The sequence below is a fragment of the Streptomonospora nanhaiensis genome (assembly GCF_013410565.1).
GTDB classification, from domain to species: Bacteria; Actinomycetota; Actinomycetes; order Streptosporangiales; family Streptosporangiaceae; genus Streptomonospora; species Streptomonospora nanhaiensis.
In genome coordinates this window covers 2,690,778-2,711,270 of record NZ_JACCFO010000001.1, presented here as the reverse complement: position 1 = coordinate 2,711,270, position 20,493 = coordinate 2,690,778, and the positions used below count along the sequence as shown (strand labels likewise).

General features: G+C 75.0%; 13 protein-coding genes and 1 pseudogene. 7 read left to right on the top strand and 7 right to left on the bottom strand.

Annotated features, from left to right (window positions below; all coding sequences use genetic code 11):
* Positions 1-65 precede the first annotated feature (65 nt).
* The gene (locus tag HNR12_RS11640) at positions 66-2,159 is read left to right on the top strand and encodes an SGNH hydrolase domain-containing protein (protein WP_179767506.1); all 2,094 of its coding nucleotides are present in this window, start codon (positions 66-68) and stop codon (positions 2,157-2,159) included.
* Between the two features lie 79 nt (positions 2,160-2,238).
* Here the strand turns inward: HNR12_RS11640 and HNR12_RS11635 are convergent, their stop codons facing one another.
* Positions 2,239-2,715, bottom strand: a complete 477-nt coding sequence (locus HNR12_RS11635) for a MerR family transcriptional regulator (RefSeq protein WP_179767505.1) — start codon at positions 2,713-2,715, stop codon at positions 2,239-2,241.
* A gap of 139 nt (positions 2,716-2,854) precedes the next feature.
* Here HNR12_RS11635 and ahcY (HNR12_RS11630) point away from each other — a divergent pair, with 139 nt between their 5' ends.
* Together ahcY (HNR12_RS11630) and ahcY (HNR12_RS11625) are read left to right on the top strand one after the other, a co-directional pair.
* Entirely contained in the window at positions 2,855-4,291 is a 1,437-nt protein-coding gene (ahcY, locus tag HNR12_RS11630) for an adenosylhomocysteinase (protein ID WP_179767504.1), read from the top strand.
* 31 nt (positions 4,292-4,322) lie between these two features.
* Complete coding sequence (ahcY, locus tag HNR12_RS11625) at positions 4,323-5,585, top strand: adenosylhomocysteinase (RefSeq protein ID WP_179767503.1); 1,263 nt, start codon at positions 4,323-4,325, stop codon at positions 5,583-5,585.
* Between the two features lie 1,244 nt (positions 5,586-6,829).
* Here the strand turns inward: ahcY (HNR12_RS11625) and HNR12_RS28440 are convergent.
* Positions 6,830-7,633: pseudogene (locus HNR12_RS28440) on the bottom strand (RDD family protein); the annotation flags it as partial.
* 483 nt (positions 7,634-8,116) lie between these two features.
* Between HNR12_RS28440 and HNR12_RS11615 the strand changes: the two are divergent.
* Positions 8,117-9,112 carry a stage II sporulation protein M gene (locus tag HNR12_RS11615; RefSeq protein WP_179767502.1) on the top strand — a complete coding sequence of 332 codons (996 nt, stop codon included), beginning with the start codon at positions 8,117-8,119 and terminating at the stop codon, positions 9,110-9,112.
* 265 nt (positions 9,113-9,377) lie between these two features.
* Here HNR12_RS11615 and HNR12_RS11610 read toward each other — a convergent pair whose 3' ends face one another.
* From HNR12_RS11610 to HNR12_RS11590, 5 genes are all read right to left on the bottom strand, one after another.
* Complete coding sequence (locus HNR12_RS11610; protein WP_179767501.1) at positions 9,378-10,679, bottom strand: DUF58 domain-containing protein; 1,302 nt, start codon at positions 10,677-10,679, stop codon at positions 9,378-9,380.
* A gap of 484 nt (positions 10,680-11,163) precedes the next feature.
* Complete coding sequence (locus tag HNR12_RS11605; RefSeq protein ID WP_179767500.1) at positions 11,164-12,159, bottom strand: AAA family ATPase; 996 nt, start codon at positions 12,157-12,159, stop codon at positions 11,164-11,166.
* A gap of 91 nt (positions 12,160-12,250) precedes the next feature.
* Positions 12,251-13,453 (bottom strand): DUF4350 domain-containing protein, encoded by a 1,203-nt coding sequence (locus HNR12_RS11600; protein ID WP_179767499.1) that lies wholly within the window; start codon positions 13,451-13,453, stop codon positions 12,251-12,253.
* Complete coding sequence (locus tag HNR12_RS11595) at positions 13,450-14,115, bottom strand: DUF4129 domain-containing protein (RefSeq protein ID WP_179767498.1); 666 nt, start codon at positions 14,113-14,115, stop codon at positions 13,450-13,452. Before HNR12_RS11595 ends, HNR12_RS11600 begins: the two co-directional genes overlap by 4 nt.
* Entirely contained in the window at positions 14,112-15,635 is a 1,524-nt protein-coding gene (locus tag HNR12_RS11590) for a hypothetical protein (protein WP_179767497.1), read from the bottom strand. The genes HNR12_RS11595 and HNR12_RS11590 overlap by 4 nt, the downstream gene beginning before the upstream one ends.
* 448 nt (positions 15,636-16,083) lie before the next feature.
* Here HNR12_RS11590 and mtrA point away from each other — a divergent pair, with 448 nt between their 5' ends.
* The 3 genes from mtrA to HNR12_RS11575 are packed head-to-tail and all read left to right on the top strand — an operon-like array spanning position 16,084 to position 20,418.
* Entirely contained in the window at positions 16,084-16,761 is a 678-nt protein-coding gene (mtrA, locus tag HNR12_RS11585) for an MtrAB system response regulator MtrA (protein ID WP_067963433.1), read from the top strand.
* A 31-nt stretch (positions 16,762-16,792) separates the two neighbouring features.
* On the top strand, positions 16,793-18,517 hold the full coding sequence (mtrB, locus tag HNR12_RS11580; protein WP_179767496.1) for an MtrAB system histidine kinase MtrB: 1,725 nt from the start codon (positions 16,793-16,795) through the stop codon (positions 18,515-18,517).
* The gene (locus HNR12_RS11575; RefSeq protein WP_179767495.1) at positions 18,514-20,418 is read left to right on the top strand and encodes an LpqB family beta-propeller domain-containing protein; all 1,905 of its coding nucleotides are present in this window, start codon (positions 18,514-18,516) and stop codon (positions 20,416-20,418) included. Before mtrB ends, HNR12_RS11575 begins: the two co-directional genes overlap by 4 nt.
* Positions 20,419-20,493 lie beyond the last annotated feature (75 nt).

Below are 20,493 nucleotides of genomic sequence, written 5' to 3'. Positions count from 1 at the left end.
GAACGACCCCCGCAGCGTCCCGGCCGCACCCCCCGGTGTGCAACGTAAGTGAGGTAGTCGTTCCCGTGCAGTCGACCCCCGACTCCGCTTCCGCCGCGCCGCCCCCCGCCCCAGCGGCACACCAGGCCCCCGCCGGGCGCGCACCGGCCAAGGGGTCCACCTACCGCCCCGAGATCCAGGGCCTGCGCGCCGTCGCGGTGCTGCTCGTGGCGGTCTACCACATCTGGCTCGGCCGGGTCTCCGGCGGCGTCGACGTCTTCCTGCTGCTCACCGGCTTTCTGATCACCGGCTCCCTGCTGCGCTCGGTGGAGCGCAAGGGCGGCATCGGCTTCGCCGCCTTCTGGACCCGCATGGTCAAGCGGCTGGTGCCCGGCGCCGCCGTGGTGCTCGCGGGCATCCTGACCGCCACCTACCTGTTCCTGCCCGCCGACCGCTGGCGCGACGTCATCGCCGAGGTCGTCGCCGCCGCCCTGTACTACGAGAACTGGCACCTGGCGCTCAACTCGGTCGACTACCTGGCGCGCAGCGGCGTGGCCAGCCCGGTCCAGCACTTCTGGTCGCTGTCCATCCAGGGCCAGTTCTACCTGCTGTGGCCCTTCCTCATCGGCGGCGCCGCCTGGCTCGCGGCCCGCGCCAAGCGGCCCTCCCCGCGCGGCGCGGTCGCCGTGGGCCTGGGCCTGGTCTTCACCGCCTCGCTGGCCTACTCCGTGGTCACCACCGCCTCGCAGCAGGCGTGGGCCTACTTCGACCTCGGCGCCCGCCTGTGGGAGTTCGCGCTGGGCGGCCTGCTCGCCCTCGCGCTGCCGCACCTGCGCCTCCCGATGTGGCTGCGCGTGCTGCTGGGCTGGACCGGCGTGGCCGCCCTGGTGCTGTGCGGCCTGCTGGTGCAGGTCTCCACGCTCTTCCCCGGCTACATCGCGCTGTGGCCGACCATGGCCGCGGTGCTGGTGATCGCGGCCGGCACCACCGGCCGCCCGCTGGCCGTGGACCGCCTGCTCAACCTGCGCGCCATGCACTACGTCGGCGACCACGCCTACGCGCTCTACCTGTGGCACTGGCCCGTGCTGATCTGCTACCTGGAGGTCACCGACCGCACCCTGCCCAGCCTCACCGGCGGGTTCGCGGTCCTGGCGGTGTCGATGCTGCTCGCGGTCGCCACCCGGTGGATCACCGAGACCCGGGTCGACGTGTTCACCCGGGTGCGCCCCGCGCGCCGGTGGTCGCTGGCGGTGGGCGCGGCGTTCCTGGTGCCCGTCCTGGCGGCCACCGGCCTGTGGTCGGGCTACCTGACCGAGCAGCAGCGCCAGCAGGAGTTGGCCGTCGAGCAGTCCGGCTCCTACACCGGCGCGCAGGCGCTCACGGCGCCGGCCGCCCAGCAGGACCAGGCCCCGGTGCCGGTCTACCCCGCGCCCGCCGACGCCGCCGACGACGTCCCCCGCACCTATGCCGACGGCTGCAACCAGGAGACCGGCAAGTCCGAGGTCCTGACCTGCGTCTACGGCCCCGACGACGCCGAGCACACCGTCGCCCTGGTGGGCGCCTCCCATGCGGCGCACTGGTTCCCCGCGCTGATGGAGATCGCCGAGGACCGCGACTGGCGGGTCGTCAACATCATCAAGGGTTCGTGCCTGTTCACCGACATCGTGCAGGTCTACCGGGGCGAGGAGTACCACTCCTGCGCTCAGTGGAACTCCGGGGTGCTCGACGAACTGCGGCGGCTGCGGCCCGACGCCGTGTTCACCACCGCCACCAGCACCAGCATCGACGGCGAGGCCGGGTTCGGCGGCGAGGTCGTGGTCGAGGGCTACGTGGACCGCTGGCGGGAGCTGGACCGCATGGGCATCGACGTCGTCGCGGTCCGCGACACCCCGCGCATGCCCTTCGACGCCCCCGAGTGCGTCGCCGAGGACGGCCCCGAGGCGTGCGTTGCCGACCGCTCGTTCTCCATGGACGCGGAGTCCCCGCTGGAGAAGCTGGAGGACGTCCCCGACAACGTCGCGTTCATCGACATGACCGACCACATGTGCGACGGCGACCGGTGCCCGGCGGTGATCGGCAACATCCTCGTGTACTGGGACACCGGCCACATCACCACCACCTACATGCGCACGCTGGCCCCCGGGCTGGGGGAGCGCATCGCGGCGGCCACCGACCTGTGAGCGCCGGGCCCGGCACCGGACGGGGCGGGCGGGGTGGTGCCGAGCGGGGCGGTGCGGACCCGGCGGGCGTACGGCGCGCCTAGGGCGTCCCGCGCTCGCGGCGGCGGAGCAGGCGCAGCGCCTTCTGCTTCTCGAAGTCCATGGCGCGGGCCGGCGCTGGGGCCAGGCGGCCCACCCGCTCGCCGAAGGACCGCACCCGCGCGAGCGTCGCGGGCTCGGCCAGCACCCGCAGCGCGAACGCCAGCGCGGCCGGCGGGATGCCGTAGGCGCGCTCCAGTTCCAGGCCCGCGGCCACCGCGCCCAGGTCGTCCTCGCTGAAGCGGCGGTGCCGGTGTCCCCGGCCCGTGGGCTGCTCCTTGGTGGGCGGCACCAGCCCCAGCGCCTCGCGGTAGCGCAGCATGCGCGGGCTGGTGCCCAGGCGCTCGGCGGCGGCGGAGATGGGCAGGGCCGGGGCCGCGCGGCCGGGAGCCGCCGGAGCCGGGCCGCCCGGCGCGGGGCGCCGGTAGGCGGCCGGGGAGGGGCGCGCGGTGCCCGCGCGGTCGTCAGCATGCGCCATGGGCAGCCACTCTAGCGGCCTCCCCCGTGCCCTCCGCGCGAATCTGACAATCGCGTGTCAATTTGGCCCGTTCGGCCGTGCCGGAGGCGGGTGTAGCCGCTTAGACTCGGTGCGCATCCACCAGGAGGAGAAAAGACGCATGTCCCTCGACTTCAAGGTCGCCGACCTGTCCCTGGCCGAGTTCGGGCGCAAGGAGATCCGGCTCGCCGAACACGAGATGCCGGGCCTGATGGCCACCCGCGCCGAGTACGGCGCCTCCCAGCCGCTCAAGGGCGCCAAGATCATGGGCTCGCTGCACATGACCGTGCAGACCGCCGTGCTCATCGAGACCCTGGTGGCCCTGGGCGCCGAGGTCCGCTGGGTGAGCTGCAACATCTTCTCCACGCAGGACCACGCCGCCGCGGCGGTCGTCGTCGGCCCCAACGGCACCCCCGACAACCCGCAGGGCGTCCCCGTCTACGCCTGGAAGGGCGAGACGCTGGAGGAGTACTGGTGGTGCACCGAGCAGGCGCTCACCTGGCCCGGCGGCGAGGGTCCCAACATGATCCTCGACGACGGCGGTGACGCCACGATGCTGGTGCACAAGGGCGTGGAGTTCGAGAAGGCCGGCACGGTCCCCACCCCCACCGAGGACGACTCCGAGGAGTACCAGGTCTTCCTGCGGCTGCTGCAGAAGAGCCTGGCCGCCGACCCGCAGAAGTGGACCCGGATCGCCGAGCGCATCAAGGGCGTCACTGAGGAGACCACCACCGGCGTGCACCGCCTGTACGAGATGCAGCGCGACGGCCGGCTGCTCTTCCCGGCGATCAACGTCAACGACTCGGTCACCAAGAGCAAGTTCGACAACAAGTACGGCATCCGGCACTCGCTGCCCGACGGCATCATGCGCGGCACCGACGTGCTGATCGGCGGCAAGGTCGCGGTGGTCTGCGGCTACGGCGACGTCGGCAAGGGCTCGGCCGAGGCGCTGCGCGGCCAGGGCGCCCGCGTCATCGTCACCGAGATCGACCCGATCAACGCCCTCCAGGCGGCCATGGACGGCTACCAGGTGACGGTGCTGGAGGACGTGGTCGAGACCGCGGACATCTTCATCACCACCACCGGCAACTTCAACATCATCACCGCCGACCACATGGCGCGGATGAAGCACCAGGCGATCGTCGGCAACGTCGGCCACTTCGACAACGAGATCGACATGGCCGGCCTGGCCAAGATCCCGGGCATCGTGCGCACCGAGATCAAGCCGCAGGTGCACGAGTGGCGCTTCCCCGACGGCCACACCATCCTCGTGCTGTCGGAGGGACGCCTGCTCAACCTGGGCAACGCCACCGGCCACCCCAGCTTCGTGATGTCCAACAGCTTCACCAACCAGGTCATCGCGCAGATCGAGCTGTTCACCAAGACCGCCGAGTACCCCACCGACGTCTACGTGCTGCCCAAGATCCTCGACGAGAAGGTCGCCCGGCTGCACCTGGACGCCCTCGGCGTCAAGCTCACCGAGCTGACCAAGGAGCAGGCCGCCTACATCGGCGTCGACGTGGCCGGGCCCTACAAGCCCGACCACTACCGCTACTGAGTCGGCGCGGGGGATCGGAAGAATCCGCCGGATGGCACTACCAGAGCATGACGTCGCGGACCTCGGCCTGGCGCAGGCCGGGGTCCGCCGCGTCGAATGGGCCGAACGCGCCATGCCCGCGCTGGGGCGGGTGCGCGACCGCTTCGCCGCCGAGCGGCCGCTCGCGGGGCGGCGCATCGCGGCGTGCATGCACGTGACGGCCGAGACCGCGAACCTGCTGCGGGCGCTGAAGGCGGGCGGCGCCGAGATCGCGCTGGCCGCCTCCAACCCGCTGTCCACGCAGGACGACACCGCCGCCGCGCTGGTGGCCGAGTACGGGATATCGGTGTTCGCGCGCGCGGGCATGGACCCCGCCGCCTACGACCGCAACCTCGCCACGGTGCTGGAGCGGCGCCCGCACCTGCTCCTGGACGACGGCTGCGACCTGGTCAATATCGCCCACCTGGAGCGGCCCGAGCTGCTGGAGGAGGCGGTGGCCGGCTGCGAGCAGACCACCACCGGGGTCATCCGGCTGCACCGGATGAGCGCGGAGGGCGCGCTGCGGCTGCCGATGGTGGCCGTCAACGACACCGCCACCAAGCGGATGTTCGACAACCGCTACGGCACCGGGCAGTCCACCCTCGACGGCATCATGCGCGCCACCAACGCCATGCTGGCGGGGCGCACCATGGTCGTGGCCGGGTTCGGCTACTGCGGCCGGGGCCTGGCCGAGCGGGCGCGGGGGATGGGCGCGCGGGTGGTGGTCACCGAGGTCGACCCGGTGAAGGCGCTCGACGCGGTGATGCAGGGCTACACCGTGCTGCCGATGGAGGAGGCCGCGCCCATCGGCGACGTGCTGGTGACGGTGACGGGCAACCGCGACGTGGTCCGCGCCGAGCACCTGGCGAGCCTGAAGGACGGCGCGGTGCTGGCCAACTCCGGCCACTTCGACGTCGAGATCGACCTGCCCGCGCTGGAGGCGATGGCGGTGGAGGTCCGCCGCGAGGTTCGGCCGCAGGCCGACGAGTACGTCCTGGGCGACGGCCGCCGCATCGTGCTGCTGGCCGAGGGCCGCCTGGTCAACCTCGGCGCCGCCGAGGGGCACCCGGCGGCGGTGATGGACATGTCCTTCTCGGTCCAGGCCCTGACGGTGGCCTGGCTCGCCGAGAACCACGCGGAGCTGGAGCCGGGCGTCCTGGAGGTCCCGCGCCGCATCGACACCGAGGTCGCCCGCCTGGAGTTGGAGGCGCTGGGCGTCCGGATCGACAGCCTGACGGAGGGGCAGGAGGAGTACCTCAACTCCTGGCGCGCCTGAGAGAACCGGAGGCCGGTCCGGGGTCCGGGGTGGTGGGGCTTGGACTCGGGCCGGGCTCGGGCATGGGCTCGGGGCCGGTGGTCAGCGGTGCGGGTGTGGGGGCGGTTGCGGTCGTGTCGGGGCGGCGGGTGGCTCGGGCGGGCGGTGATCGGTTCCGGGGGTGGCTGGCGAGGGCCGCGTCGGGGCGCCGAGGGGCCCCGCCCCGGGACCACGCGTGAGGCGGTGGGGCGGCCGCCGGGTCGACCGGCGCATTCGGCCGTGTTCGGTGGCTGGGGTTCGCCCTTGGCAAGGGCGGCAGACGAAAACCCCGGACGGGTCTGCTTTCAACTACGGCATTTGACGGCAAATGCCCGTATTGTCAGGCCGCTTGGGCGGAGAGCGGTGCCTTTCGAGCGGCGCCGGGCCCTTTGATGTCCATCATGTGAGACGCCACATGCTGGGAGCTGGCCGATTTGGTGTCTATGTCGGTTTTTCGGGGTGACGATCTACGGTTTTGGGTGCGTTCGAGCTTCCAAGCGTGTAGATCGTCGCGGAAGGCGGTCTCTTGTCTCGTAATGTGAGACGCCAGGGGGGCGATTGCGGCAATTCGGGCCAGGGGGCATGGCGGCCCGCTCGAAGGCACCAGCCGCGCGGTCTCGTCCGTGCGCCAGGGGCGCCATGGACAACAGGGCCCTCGCCCCGCGCAACCTCGCCCTCACCACGACCGATCCGCCGACCGCCCGCACCCCCGGGTGCCCTGGGTGCCGTTGATTCGGGCGTCGGTGATCGCCCGGTCGGTTCCCGCGCTGTCCTTGGCGCCCGTCGGGGCGCGGCCGTCCGCTCGGGATGCGTTGTCCGCCCGCCGGAGTCATCCGCTGCCTTCGGTGCCCCGTCGCGACCCCGGGCATCCGCACTCGGGGACCGTTGGTCGCCTGGCGGCGCCCCGCTGCCCAACCGCGCCGGGCCGCCCGCTTGGCTCCAACGCCGCGAGGTCTGAGGCAGAGCGGTCAGCCGTGGCCGTGGGCGGAGCCGTCCGAGTCGGGGGCCGTCGGGCCCGAGGGCCGGGTGGGCAGGCTGCCGAAGCCGTTGGCGCCGCCCATGCCTCCCCTCCCGCCCGTGCCGCCGGTGCCGGCGGCGCCTCCCGTGTTACCGGCGCCGGGAGCGCCGTTGGCCGGACGGCCGGCGGACCACGGGTCGCCACCGCCGGGAGCGCTGCCGTCCGGACCGCTCCCGCCCGGTGTGCCGCCGCCCGGACCGGCACCCCAGGGGCCGCCGCCCGGGGCGGCGGTCGCCCGGCGCTCGGCCAGCTTGGCCTCCTCGCGGCGTCGGCGTTCGGCCAGGACGGCGGCGAGGTAGTCGGGCGGGGTGGTGTAGGGCGGCGGGGGAGGGCTGACCGACGCGGCCACCAGGTCGGCGATGCGCGTGCCCATCTCGCGGCGGGACTCCTCGGTCAACTCCTCGAACCGCAGCAGGTACTGCCGCGCCGTGCCGGCCGTCTCCGGCGACAGCCGGGACAGCTCCGCACCGCGCGCCCACTCCGCCAGGTGCGGCGGCATGGGCAGCGCTTCCTCGGGGCGCCGCCCGGCGCGCTCGTGCACCACCAGGGTCCCCGCGATGAAGTCACCCACCCGGCGACCGTCGCGGTTGACCAGCGAGCAGGTCAGCGCCACCACGGGCACCATCCAGATCTCGACCGCGGAGGCGAGCGCGCGGGCCAGCGCCTGGCGGAAGCGCTCCGGCGAGCCGTCGACGCCCACCACGCGCAGCCCCAGCGCGACCTTGCCGAGCGACAGCCCGCGCGTCAGGGTCTCCACGGCGGCCGGGTATCCGACCATGATCAGCACGGTCAGCGCGAGGTTGACGGCGGCCGTGGCGGCGGGGTCGACCCCGGTGCCGATGAACACCACCAGCAGCACCGCGCCGAAGAGCGCGACGACCTGCACCACCATGTCGATGATCAGCGCGGCCATGCGCGTGGCGAAGCCGGCCGGCCGCAGGTCCAGCACAACGGCATCGCCGGTGACCAGAGGCGACTGGTCGCCGGGGTGTGGGGCGCCCGGGTATGCCACCGTTCGTTGCCTTCCGCGTCGTGACGGGCCTGCCGAGGGGCCGGCCGTGCCCTCGCGGCCGACCGTACCGCCCGGCCGGTCGGCGGGGGCGGACGGGACCGCACCGCATGTTCCTGTCCCTCCCAGTTTGTCAGGCGCGGCGGACGAACCCGACCGCCGCCGCGCGCGCCGCGCCCCGCCACCCCGGCCCGCGCGCGCCGCGCCCCGCCCCGCCACCCCGGCCCGCGCGCGCCGCGCCACCCCGGCCCGCCCGCCCCGCCCATTTCCGTTCTGCTCCGTTCTGCTTCTTCCGCCCCCAGCCCGGCCCGACCCGCCTACCCAACCCGCCCGACCACGCCCCCGCCCCGCCCCATGCGCGGCCCGCCGCGCCGGCCCCCGCCTGGTTGCCCCGCCTGATTCGCCCCGCACCCCCGCCCCCAGGCGCGTTCCGTCCGGCCCGCAGCGCCCGGGCGGCGGGGCGGGGGAGCCGGTAGAGTCCACATCGTGGATCTCGACGTCTTCGCCGCCGCGCACCGCCCCTCGTGGGAGCGGCTGGACCACCTTGTGCGCCGGCGGCGCCGACTTTCCGGGGCCGAGGTGGACGAGCTGGTGGAGCTGTACCAGCGGGTCTCCACCCACCTGTCGGTCGTGCGCTCCTCGGGGCAGGACCCCGTGCTGGTCGGGTGGCTGTCGGGCCTGGTGGCGCGGGCCCGGTCGGCGGTGACGGGGGCGCACGAGCCCGCCTGGCGCGACGTCACCCGCTTCTTCGTACGCACCTTCCCCGCGATCCTGTACCGGCTGCGCTGGTGGTGGGTCACCGCCTCGCTGAGCGCGCTGGCGGTCTCGATCGGCGTGGCGGCGTGGATCGCCACCAACCCCGAGGTGACCAGCGCCATCGGGCCGCCCGAGCAGATCCGGGCCTACGTCGAGAACGACTTCGCCAACTACTACGTGGAGCACCCCGGGGCGTCGTTCGCCGCCCAGGTGTGGACCAACAACGCCTGGGTGGCGGCCCAGGCGCTCATCCTCGGCGTGTTCCTGTGCCTGCCCACCGTCTACGTCCTGCTGCTCAACGCGGTCAACCTCGGCGTGGCCGGGGGCCTGATGTTCGCCCACGGCAAGGGCGACGTCTTCCTCGGCCTGATCATCCCGCACGGCCTGCTGGAGCTGACCGCCGTCTTCGTGGCCGCCGGGGTGGGGGTCAAGCTGGGCTGGACGCTGATCGCGCCCGGCGCGCGCCCCCGGCTCCAGGCCCTGGCCGAGGAGGCCCGGCCCGCGATCGCGGTGGCGCTGGGCCTGGTGGTGGTGCTGTTCGTCTCAGGCCTGATCGAGGGCCTGGTCACCGGGTGGGTGCACATCACCTGGCTGCGGATCGCCATCGGCGTGGCCGCCGAGGTGCTGTTCCTGGCCTACGTGTTCGTGCTGGGCCGCGCCGCCCACTCCGCGGGCGAGACCGGCGACATCGACGCCCGCCCGCAGACCGCGCCCGTGGTCGGCTGACCCGGGACCGGCACGCCGCGCACCGACCCCTTCCGGGGCCGCGGTCCCGGGCCTCCGCGTCCCGGAGCCGACCACCCGACCGCCCGCCGGGCGCACCCGACGTCCCGCCGTCCACCCCTCCGCCGTCCTCGCCGTCCCCGTCGGCCGCTCCGCCGGCCGCACCAACCGCACCGTCCGCACCCACCGCACAGGCAACGCCGGTGGCCGCGGCCGGGCGTGGCCGGGGGCGGCCGGGTGCGGGGCCGAGCGCGACGGCGCGCGCGGCCTAGAGCCTCCCCTGCGCCTTGAGCGCGATGTAGGCGTCGGCGAGCGCGGGCGCGATGTGGTCGGGGTCGGCGTCGACGACCTCCACGCCGTGGCGGCGGAGTTCGGCGGTGACCCGGTGGCGTTCGCCCAGGGTGCGCTCTGCCGCCGCCGCGGAGTAGACGCCGCGCGCGGTGCCGCGTTCGGCCGCCATCTCGGTGACGCGGGGGTCGCCCACGGCCGCCACCATCAGCAGGTGGCGAGCGGTGAGCGCGGGCAGCCGCGGCAGCAGGCCCTCTTCGAGCGCGGCGGCGTTGAGGTCGGTCAGCAGCACCACGAGCTGCCGGGTGCGGCTGTGCCCGCCCAGGATGGTGGCGACCAGACCGGCGGGATCGGACTCCACCAGTTCGGGTTCGAGCGGGGCCATGGCCTGCACGATCTGCGGCAGCCGGCTGCCCCTGCCGTGGCTGCGCACCTGGGCGCGCACCCGGCGGTCGTAGGCCAGCAGGTCGACCCGGTCGCCCGCGCGGCCCGCCAGGGCGGCCAGGAGCAGCGCGGCGTCCATGGCGTGGTCGAGCCGGGGGACGTCGCCCACCCGCCCGGCCGAGGTGCGGCCGGTGTCGAGCACGATGAGGATGCGGCGGTCGCGTTCGGGCCGCCAGGTGCGCACCACCACGCCGTCGCGGCGGGCGGTGGCCCGCCAGTCGATGGAGCGGACGTCGTCGCCGGGGACGTACTCGCGAAGAGAGTCGAACTCACTGCCCTGGCCGCGCACCAGCGCCAGGTGCTGGCCGTCCAGCTCGCGCAGCCGCGACAGCTTGCCGGGCAGGTGGCGGCGGCTGTGGAACGGCGGCAGCGCCCGCACGGTCCAGGGCACGGTGTGGGTGCACTGCCGCGCCGCCAGGCCCAGCGGGCCGACGCTGCGCACGGTGACCCCGGCGGCGAACTGGTCGCCCCGGCGACTCGGGGTCAGCGCCGTGGCGAGCCGCAGCCTGCCCCCCGCCGGTACCGACACGGCGGTGCTGCGGGGTTGGGCCCCGGCGCTGGGCGCCCAGGCGTCGCGCACCCGGCCGCGCAGCCTGCGCCGGCCCGGGTTGGCCAGCACCAGCGCGAGGTGCGCGGTCTCGCCCAGGCGCACCGAGGTGTCGCCGGAGCGCTCGAAGCGCACCGCGCGCGGGCTGGCCGCCAGCAGGAGGTCGACCAGCAGCGCGGCCGCCAGCAGCCCCAGCGCGGTCCACGCCAGCCACATGCCCAGGGAGCCCGCGATGAGCACCACCAGAACGGCGGCGAACGCGGCCAGTACCGCGCGGCCCGTGACCGCCATTGCGGCCTCCCTTCACCTCGGCCCGAAGGCCCCGATCCAGCCCTGGCCCGAAGGCCCGGACCCCCGGGCCCCGCGGCCTGAATTCCACTCCGGGCCCCAGGCCCGAAGCACCGGGCCCGAAGGCCCCATCGCGTCCGGCCAAGCCCCCTGGCCACCGGCCCGAAGTCCCGCAGGTGCTCCGACCTGCGGCCCCAGGCCGCTGACGCCTCCGACCTGGAGGCCGGAGCCGTTCGCCCGTCCGGCGGGCGGCCCGCCGCTCCGGCGTTCCGCCCCGGTTCCATCCAACCCCGGTCCGCTCCGCCTTGGCCACCGCGCCGCCGCGCCTGTGGACGACCGCCCGGCCGGGTTCCGGCCCGCCGCCGAGCGCACGCCCGCCGCCGCGCCGCCGTCCAGCGCCGCCCCGGCCCACCGACGGCGGGCCCAGGCGGGCCCGTCCGCCCCGAGCCGGTGCCTCGGCGCCTCAGCGTGCCGGCGCCTCAGCCGCTCAGCGCGGCACCGGCACCGCGGCCAGGACGCCGTCGAGCACCCCGGCGGTGGTGGCGCCCTCCAGTTCCGCCTCGGGCCGCAGTGCGATGCGGTGCCGCAGCGTGGCGGTGGCCAGCGCCTTGACGTCGTCGGGGGTGACGTAGTCGCGGCCCGACAGCCACGCCCACGCCCGGCTGGTGCGCAGCAGCGCGGTCGCGCCGCGCGGCGAGGCGCCCAGCTGCAGCGACGGCGAGCTGCGGGTGGCCCGGCAGATGTCCACGATGTAGGCCAGCACCTCGGGCGCCACCCGGGTGCGCGCGACCGCCTCGCGCGCGGTGCGCAGCTCCCCGGCTCCGGCGACCGGACGCAGCCCGGCGGCCTCCAGGTCGCCGGGGTCGAACCCGCTCGCGTGCCGCCCGAGCATGTCCACCTCGTGGTGGCGGTCGGGCAGCGGCACCACGAGCTTGAGCAGGAACCGGTCGAGCTGGGCCTCGGGCAGCGGGTAGGTGCCCTCGTACTCCACGGGGTTCTGCGTGGCGGCCACGACGAAGGGGTCGGGCAGCGGAGCGGGCTCGCCCGCCACCGTGACCTGCCGCTCCTCCATGGCCTCCAGCAGCGCCGCCTGCGTCTTGGGCGGGGTGCGGTTGATCTCGTCGGCCAGGAACAGGTTGGTGAAGACCGGCCCCTCGTGGAACTCGAACTTGGTGGTGCGCGAGTCGAAGACCTGCGACCCGGTGACGTCGCCGGGCATCAGGTCGGGGGTGAACTGCACGCGCTTGTGGTCCAGCGACAGGGCCGCCGCCACGGACCGCACCAGCAGCGTCTTGGCGACGCCGGGCACACCCTCCAGCAGCACGTGGCCCCGGCACAGCAGGGCCACGACCAGGCCGGTCACGGTCTCCTCCTGGCCCACGACGGCCTTGGCGACCTCGTCGCGCAGCGCGGTCAGGGCGGCGCGGGCCTGCTCGGCGCCCTGGTCGGGGTCGCCCGTCCCCTCGGCGGTGAAGGCGGTCACTTGTGGTCTCCCTCGATCAGCGAAGTCGGCTTGGGCAGTGCACGGCGGCGTGTGGGCGCGGCGGCGGGCGGGCGCGGGCGCGGGGCGGGGCTCACCGCAGGCGTCCCTCCAGCCCGTCCAGGTCGTCGCCCAGCCGCACCAGGCCGTGGTCGTCGGCGGTGTAGGGGTCGGCGCCGCCGGAGGGGGCGGCTCCGTAGAGCAGGGCGTGCAGCGCGGCGGGATCGTCGCCGGTGCGCGCCGCCACCGCGCCGACCACGGCCTCGGGCGCGGCGTCGTTGGCCAGGCCCAGGGCCGGGCGCAGGCGGCGCAGCGTGCCCGCGCGCAGCGCGGCGCCCGCGCGGTCGCGCGCCCGCCGTGCCGCGTAGAGCCCGGCGCGCCCCTCGGCGGTCTCGGAGGCGCGCACCACCACCGGCAGCCGCTCGGTGACCAGCGGGCCCAGGCGGCGGCCCTGCCAGAAGGCGAGTAGCAGGAGCGCGGCGGTCAGCGGGATGAGGCTGTGGAACAGCGACGGCGGCACGAGGTCCCAGATGTCGGCCTGCCCGCTCTCGGCGACGGGCTCGGGCCGCAGCCACACCACGTCGCGCCCGTCCACCAGCGACAGCAGCAGCGCGGCGTTGCCCTCGTCGGCCAGGCGGTCGTTGGTCAGGGGTTCGGGGGTGCCCAGCACCGTGGCGGTGCCGTGGTCGGTGCCGACCTGCACCAGCCCGTGGCCCTCGCCCTGCGGGTCGGGGTAGCAGGCGCGGCCGCCGTCGGCGGTGTACAGCTCGCCGCCCAGGTCGGCGGTGCCCGCGGCGCGGGCCGCCGGCAGGCGGCACTCGGGCGCGAGGACGCGGCCGTCGATCCGCCCTGTCACGCGCACGCCCGGTGCCAGGGCCTCCAGCGCCAACGTGGTGGGCCGGACCAGGACGCGGTCGCCGGGTGTGCGGGCGAGGTCGGCGAGCTGGCCGGCGGGCAGCCGGTGGGAGCCCACCACGACCAGGACGGTGTCGGGCCCGGCTGCCTCGACCGCGTCGGCGGCGCTGCGGGCCACGGTGACGTCGCCGCCCTGGCGGTCCAGGATCTCCACCAGCGCGCGGGCGCCCTCGGGCGCGGGGTCCTCGGGTTCGAGCGGGCCGGTGCGGTTGCTCTGCGCGCCCAGCGAGAGCAGCAGGGCCAGGACCACCAGACCGCCGATGAAGGCCAGCGGCCCGCGTACGCGCCGCCACAGGTCGCCCGCGTCGACCGAGACGGGCGCGCCGCCGTGTGCGGAGGGGGCGGGCGGCGCCAGGGTCGCGGGGGAGGCGGGGGCGCTCACGCGGCACCGCCCTCGTCAGCGGAGGCGGAGGCGGTGGCCGCGGGCCGCCCGGCGCGCAGCAGGTCGTCCAGGTCGCGGAGCAGGCGGTAGCCGTCGGCGGTGGCGGTGCGCTGGCCGTAGGCGGAGTCGTTGAACGTGGTGGCGGCGGCGTACAGCCGCTCACGCAGGTGGGGAAGCTCCACGGCGGTCTCGGCCGCGAGCTCTGTGGCGGTGCGGCCGGGGCGGGGGGTGATCACGGCCCGGTCCTCCAGGTCGCGGCTGATGGCGCGCAGCCGCTCGCGGATGGCGGCGGCGTAGTCGCCCTCGCCCGCGTGGCGCTCGGCGGCGGCCCGGTGGTCGGCGGCGGTCAGCGGGGCGCCGGAGTCGACGGCGGCGCCGGGCCGGCGCCGCCGCAGGGCCGGCCGCAGGTAGACGACGAGCCCCACGAGCAGCAGGAGGAGCACGGCCAGCAGCGGCGCGAGCACCCACCAGCCGCCGGGGACGTCCGCGCCGGCGTCGAGCAGGTTCGCAAACCAGTCCTGCAGCCACATCAGGACCCGGTCCAGCAGGCTCGGCTCGGCCTCGCGGTAGGGGGGTTTGGCCAGCTCCTCGCGGGCCAGGCGGGCGCCTTCCTCGCGGTCGACCGCGGCGGCGGCCGCGAGGACCGGCGCGGCGCCGGTCAAGCGGGGCCCCCGTACCCGCCGGAGGGGTACCCGCCCGGGGCGGGCCCGCCCTGGCCGTAGGGGTCGGGGCCGGGCGCGCCGCCGTAGGGGGAGCCCGGCGTACCCGGCGCCCCCGGCGCCGCGGCCGTGTAGGCGGGCTCGTAGTCGGTGCGGTAGACCTCGGGCCCGGTGTGCTGGCCCGACTGCGCGGCGGCCTGCAGCCGGAGGTCGAGGCCCTCGCGGCGCATGCGCAGGTCGATGTAGAGCAGGGTGGTGACGCCGATGACGAACGGCGAGGCCAGCGTGCTCGCCAGGACGGTGCCCAGGAACGACAGCATGGCGGCCACCACGGTGGCCCACGCGGCGCCGCCGCCCAGCAGCGCGGCGATGGTGCCGCCAAGGGTGAACGGCGTGGCGAGCAGGTTGACCACCAGCGAGGCCAGCAGTTGGGCGAGCACCGTGATGCCGAACACCCGCCACCAGCTGCGCTGGGTCAGCCGCCAGGAGCGGGCCAGCGACCGCCCCGGGCCGATGTGCTCCAGCACGGCCACCGGCATGGCCAGCGCCGTGCGCACGAACACCCACACGCCCGCCGCGACCACGGCGGCGACCCCGAAGAAGCCGACGAGCACGCCCGCGAGCGGGTCGACTCCCATGCCCAGGACCACCGCGCCGATGAGGACGCCCAGGAGCAGCAGGCTCCAGCCCAGCCCGATCAGAAACAGCAGGCCGGCGACGCCGAACACCGCGCCCAGCCGGCCCCGGACCAGGGCGTTGGCCTCGGACATGGACACGTGGCGGCCCAGCACCGCCATGCCCACCACGGCCGCGAGCAGGCCGGTGAGCACGATCTGGCCGATGTAGGAGAACAGGGCGCCGCCGTACATGGCGGCGATGCTCCACGGCGCGATGGGGAAGTCGGAGGACGGCGCGGCGTAGGGGTCCTGGAGCGACTCCTCGATCAGCACGCCGTAGTCGGAGAGGTAGCCGCCCATGCCGATGGCGCTGACGACGTTGGCCACCGCCGAGACGATCAGGGCCAGTCCCAGCGTGGTGCGCGGGTTGGCGCGCACGTAGCCGAACGCGCCGTTGAAGAGGTCGCCCAGGGTGAGGGGGCGCAGCGCGACCACGCCGGGCCGGGGCGCCCACGGGCGGCCCCACGCGGGTGCTCCCGGGTGGCCGGGCGGCTGCCCGGGAGCACCGGGCGCACCGGGGCCGTGCGGGCCGCCGTAGGCGCCGCCCGCCGCGGGCCGCGCGCCGGGCGCGGCCCAGCCCGCGCCGGCCGGCGGCGCGGTGCCCGGAGCGGCCCATGCGGGGTCGGGTGCCTGCGGGTACGGTGGCTGCCGGTGGCCGGACTCCTGGCCGGGTGCGGCCCACGGCGCCCCGGCGGCCGGAGGCCGCGCGCCCGGGGCCGCCCAGCCCGAACCCGGCTCCGCGCCGGAACCGGCGGCGGGGGGCGCGGGCTCGGCGGCGGGTTCGCCGGGGTCGCCGGGCTGCTCAGGGGGACCTGGGACGGGCCGGCCGGGGTCGTCGTGGTCCATCCGAATCGGTCCTCCGAGGCGGTCGTACTCCGGGGGTGGCTAACTCCCACGTTATGCCACATCGGGGACAGGGCGGGCGGTGCCGGTGAGCGGCCAGGTCCCGCACGCTTTCGCAACGCCGCTCCGGTTCATTCTTTTTGTATGCTTTCTGTTATCTGCTGGCCAACTCGGCGCCGACCACAGGCCGCGGCCCGTCCGGATCACCCTGGACGCGGCGGCGGCGCAGGCGGCAGGGTGGTGGGCGCCTCAACCGTCGAGCGGCGGCCCGCCCGGGGGGACGGGGAGGCCGCGGGAGAGCGCGGTCGACCCCGCGGATGGCAAGGTTGACCGGGAGGACGGCTCCCACGAGGGACCCGGCGAAAGTGTCCGAAGTTTCCGCCGCTTGAGTGTCCAGAAAGGAGAAGGCGCGACACCGTGCGCCGCAGGGCGCTACGCGCCGGATACACCTATGAAGGGACGCGTACTGGTCGTCGACGACGACCTCGCTCTCGCTGAGATGTTGGGCATCGTCCTTCGCGGCGAAGGCTTCGAGCCCTCGTTCGTCCACGACGGCGACAAGGCGCTGGAGGCGTTCCGCGAGACCAAGCCCGACCTCGTGCTGCTGGACCTGATGCTGCCCGGCGCCGACGGCATCGACGTCTGCCGCCAGATCCGCGCCGAGTCCGGCGTGCCCATCGTCATGCTCACGGCCAAGAGCGACACCGTCGACGTCGTGCTGGGCCTGGAGTCCGGCGCCGACGACTACATCGTCAAGCCGTTCAAGCCCAAGGAGCTGGTGGCCCGGGTGCGCGTGCGGCTGCGCCGCACCGAGGAGCCCGCGCCCGAGGTCCTGCAGATCGGCGACATCACCATCGACGTCGCCGGCCACTCCGTGCGCCGCGACGGCGAGCCCATCAGCCTCACCCCGCTGGAGTTCGACCTCCTGGTCGCCCTGGCCCGCAAGCCGCGCCAGGTCTTCACCCGCGAGGTCCTGCTGGAGCAGGTCTGGGGCTACCGCCACGCCGCCGACACCCGCCTGGTCAACGTCCACGTGCAGCGGCTGCGCGCCAAGATCGAGAAGGACCCCGAGCACCCCGAGGTCGTGGTGACCGTCCGCGGTGTCGGCTACAAGGCCGGGACCGCCTGAGCCGGCACGTCAGGGCGCGGGTGAGCGGCAGGTGAGCGGCGGCGGCGTCGACGCGGCGGGCCCCCCGGAGGGGGCGGTCGCCGCGCGCTCGCCCCTGCACCGGCTCGCCGGGCTGCCCGTGCGCTGCTACCTCACCGCGCAGCGCGCCGCGCGGGCGCTGGTGCGCGGCGTGCACCACCGCTGGCGGCGCTCGCTGCAGCTGCGGGTGGTCACCACCACCCTGCTGATCTCGGCGCTGGTCACCGCCGTGCTCGGGTTCTTCCTGGTGCAGCAGGTGCTCACCGGGCTGCTGGAGGCCAAGCGCGAGGCCGCCCTCAACGACCACAAGGCCGGCCTGACCACCGCCATCAACATGATGCAGGACGGCGACCAGAGCGCCGACCAGGACGGCCAGGTCGCCGAGATCACCGCCGAACTGGCCAACCACAGCGGGGCCACCGGCCTCTACGAGGTCGTCATCCTGCCCGACATCGGCGGCCTCAGCGGCTACGCCACCGTCGACGAGGCCAGCGTGCCCCAGCGGCTGCGCGACGAGGTCGGCCAGAGCCTGGAGCTGGAGAAGCAGTACGTCACCTTCACCGAGATCATCCGCGGCGACACCCGCCAGCCGGGGCTCGCGGTGGGGGCGCGGCTGTCCAACTCCTACGAGCTGTACTACCTGTTCCCGCTGGACCACGAGCAGCAGATGCTCGACCTGGTGCAGAACACCGTCTTCTTCGTCGGCACCGCGCTGATCCTGCTGCTGGCGGTGATCGCCTACGTCGTGACCCGCCAGGTGGTGATCCCGGTGCGGGCGGCGGCGGGGTCGGCCGAGCGCCTGGCCTCGGGCGACCTCACCGAGCGCATGAAGGTGCGCGGCGAGGACGACCTCGCCCGGCTGGCGATCTCGTTCAACGACATGGCCGGCAACCTCCAGGAGAAGATCCGCGAGCTGGAGGAGCTGTCGCAGGTCCAGCGCCAGTTCGCCTCCGACGTCTCCCACGAGCTGCGCACCCCGCTGACCACCATCCGCATGGCCGGCGACCTGCTGTATGAGGACCGCCACCAGCTCGACCCCACCATGGGCCGGTCGGTGGAGCTGCTGCAGAGCCAGTTGGAGCGGTTCGAGGAGCTGCTCACCGACCTGCTGGAGATCAGCCGGCACGACGCCGGCGCGGTCACCCTGTCGCTGGAGACCGTCGACATCCGCGACGCCGTGCTGAAGGCGGTCGGCGACGCCGAGCAGATCGCCGAGAAGACCGGCATCAAGGTGGTGCTGCGGCTGCCGGCCGAGCCGTGCGTGGCCGAGTTCGACCCCCGCCGCATCAACCGCATCCTGCGCAACCTCATCGTCAACGCCATCGAGCACAGCGAGGGGCGCGACGTCATCGTCACCGCCGCGGGCGACCGCGACGCGGTGGCGGTGGCCGTGCGCGACTTCGGCGTCGGCCTCAAGGAGGGCGAGGAGCACCTGTGCTTCGACCGCTTCTGGCGCGCCGACCCCGCCCGCGCGCGCACCACCGGCGGCACCGGGCTGGGCCTGTCCATCGCCAAGGAGGACGCCCAGCTGCACGGCGGCTGGCTCCAGGCGTGGGGCATGCCCGGCAAGGGATCGCAGTTCCGGCTGTCGCTGCCGCGCCGGGCAGGCGCCGAGCTGCGCGGATCGCCGCTGCCGCTGGCACCGCCCGAGATGGCCATCGGCCGCGCCCGCGGCTTCTCCGCGCCGATGGGGGAGCGCACCGCCCAGACCGCCGCCGGCCCGGGGGAGGGCGCATGACATCCGACCTTCACCACCGCGCCCGCCCCAGCCGCCCGCGCGTGCGCGCGGGCCTGGCGGTGCTGGCGCTGGCCGCGCTGTCGGGCTGCGCGACCGTGCCCAGCGGCGGGCCGGTGGTCGAGGGCGCCGGGGGCGACACCGGCGCCACCGCGTCCGACGGCCGCTACGTGCGCCAGCTGCCGCCCGGTCCCCAGCCCGGCATCACCCCCGAGGGCCTGGTGCGCGGCTTCCTCAAGGGCATGGGCAGCTTCGAGGAGAACCACGGCGCCGCCCGCGAGTACCTGGCGGCCCGGCCCAGCGCCGAGTGGAACCCCAACGGCCCGGTCCTGGTCTACGAGGACGCCGACGAGCTGACCATCGACCGGCTCACCGGCGACGAGGGCGACACCGCGCGGGTGCGGCTGCTCAGCACCCGCATGGCCACCATCGACGGCAGCGGGCAGTACCTGCCCGCCGACGGCGAGCTGATCGACGTCACCTTCGACCTGGTGCGCAACGACGACGGCGAGTGGCGGATCTCCAACCCGCCCGACCAGCTCATCCTCAGCCGCAGCGACGTCGACCTCGCCTACCGGCCGCTCAACCTGTACTTCTTCAACCGCGACCGCAGCACCCTGGTGCCCGACCCGGTGTTCCTGCCGGTCAGCAGCGACCGGTCGGCGCCGCGCCTGGTGAAGATGCTGGTCGACGGCCCCACGAGCTGGCTGCGCCCGGCGGTGGAGTCGGCGTTCCCCGACGGCGCCAACGCCGACGTCGCCTACGACTCCGGCACCGTCACCGTCGAGATCGACACCCCGGCGGACGGCGCCGAGGAGCGCTTCGGCATGGGCGCGCAGCTGGTGTGGACGCTGCGCCAGCTGCCCGAGGTCGAGGAGCTGATCCTGCGCGTGGGCGGCGAGGAGATCGAGATCCCCGGCGAGGAGGGCGAGAACCTGCTCACCGGCGGCGGCGACTGGGAGTCGGTCAATCCCTCCGGTGTCACCGGCAACCTGCGCGCCTACTTCGTCCGCGACGGCCAGATGTGGGCGCTGGAGAGCGACGCCCTGGACAGCCTGCCCCAGGAGGCGCGCGTGCAGGGCGCCGCCGGGCTGGGCGACGTCCCGCTGGAGCGGCACGCGGTGTCGCTGGACGAGGACCAGGTGGCCGGGATCAGCGCCGAGGACGACGCGGTCGTGGTGGCCGGGACCGGCCAGGACAGCGAGTACGCCACCGTGCTGTCCGGCGGCGAGTACACCGCGCTGTCCTGGGACGGCTACGGCAACCTGTGGGTCGCCGAGGACGTCTCCGAGGGCGCGGCCTCCGACGAGGAGGACGAGGAGCAGGCCGTCGAGGAGGACACCGAGCGGGGCGACCCGCCCGCCTCGCCCTCGCCGAGCGGCGCCGAGTCCGGCGACCCCGGCACGCGGCTGTGGATGCTGCGCGGGGGCACCGACCCCGTGGAGGTCAGCGCGCCCGAGCTGGCCGACGTGGTCGTGACCCAGTTGCGGATGTCGCGCGACGGCACGCGGGCCGCGGTCATCAGCGAGGACGGCCGGGGCGGCGCGCCGGAGCTGGCGGTGGGCCGCGTGGTGCACTCCCGGGGCGGGGTGCAGCTCGGCGACGCGCTGCCGCTGGCCACCGAGCTGGACGAGGTCTCCGACGTCTCCTGGCGCAGCGGCGACCAGCTGGTGGTGCTGGGGCGCGACGGCCGCGGCGCCGACCAGGGCTACCTGGTGTCGCTGGACGGCAGCACCGAGACCACCAGCGCGGGGGCGCCGCCGGGCACCGACATGGTGGCGGTGACCGCCGCGCCGGGGCTGCCGCTGCTGTCCAGCGTCGAGGACGACCACATCTGGATGACCAACGACCGGATCACCTGGCAGCGGGTCATCGACGGCACCAACCCGGTCTACCCGGGCTGACCTCGGCGGGCCGGCCGCCGCCGGGCGGCGCCCGGGTTATCCACAGGCCGCCGGACCGGGTGGCGGCCTGCCGGG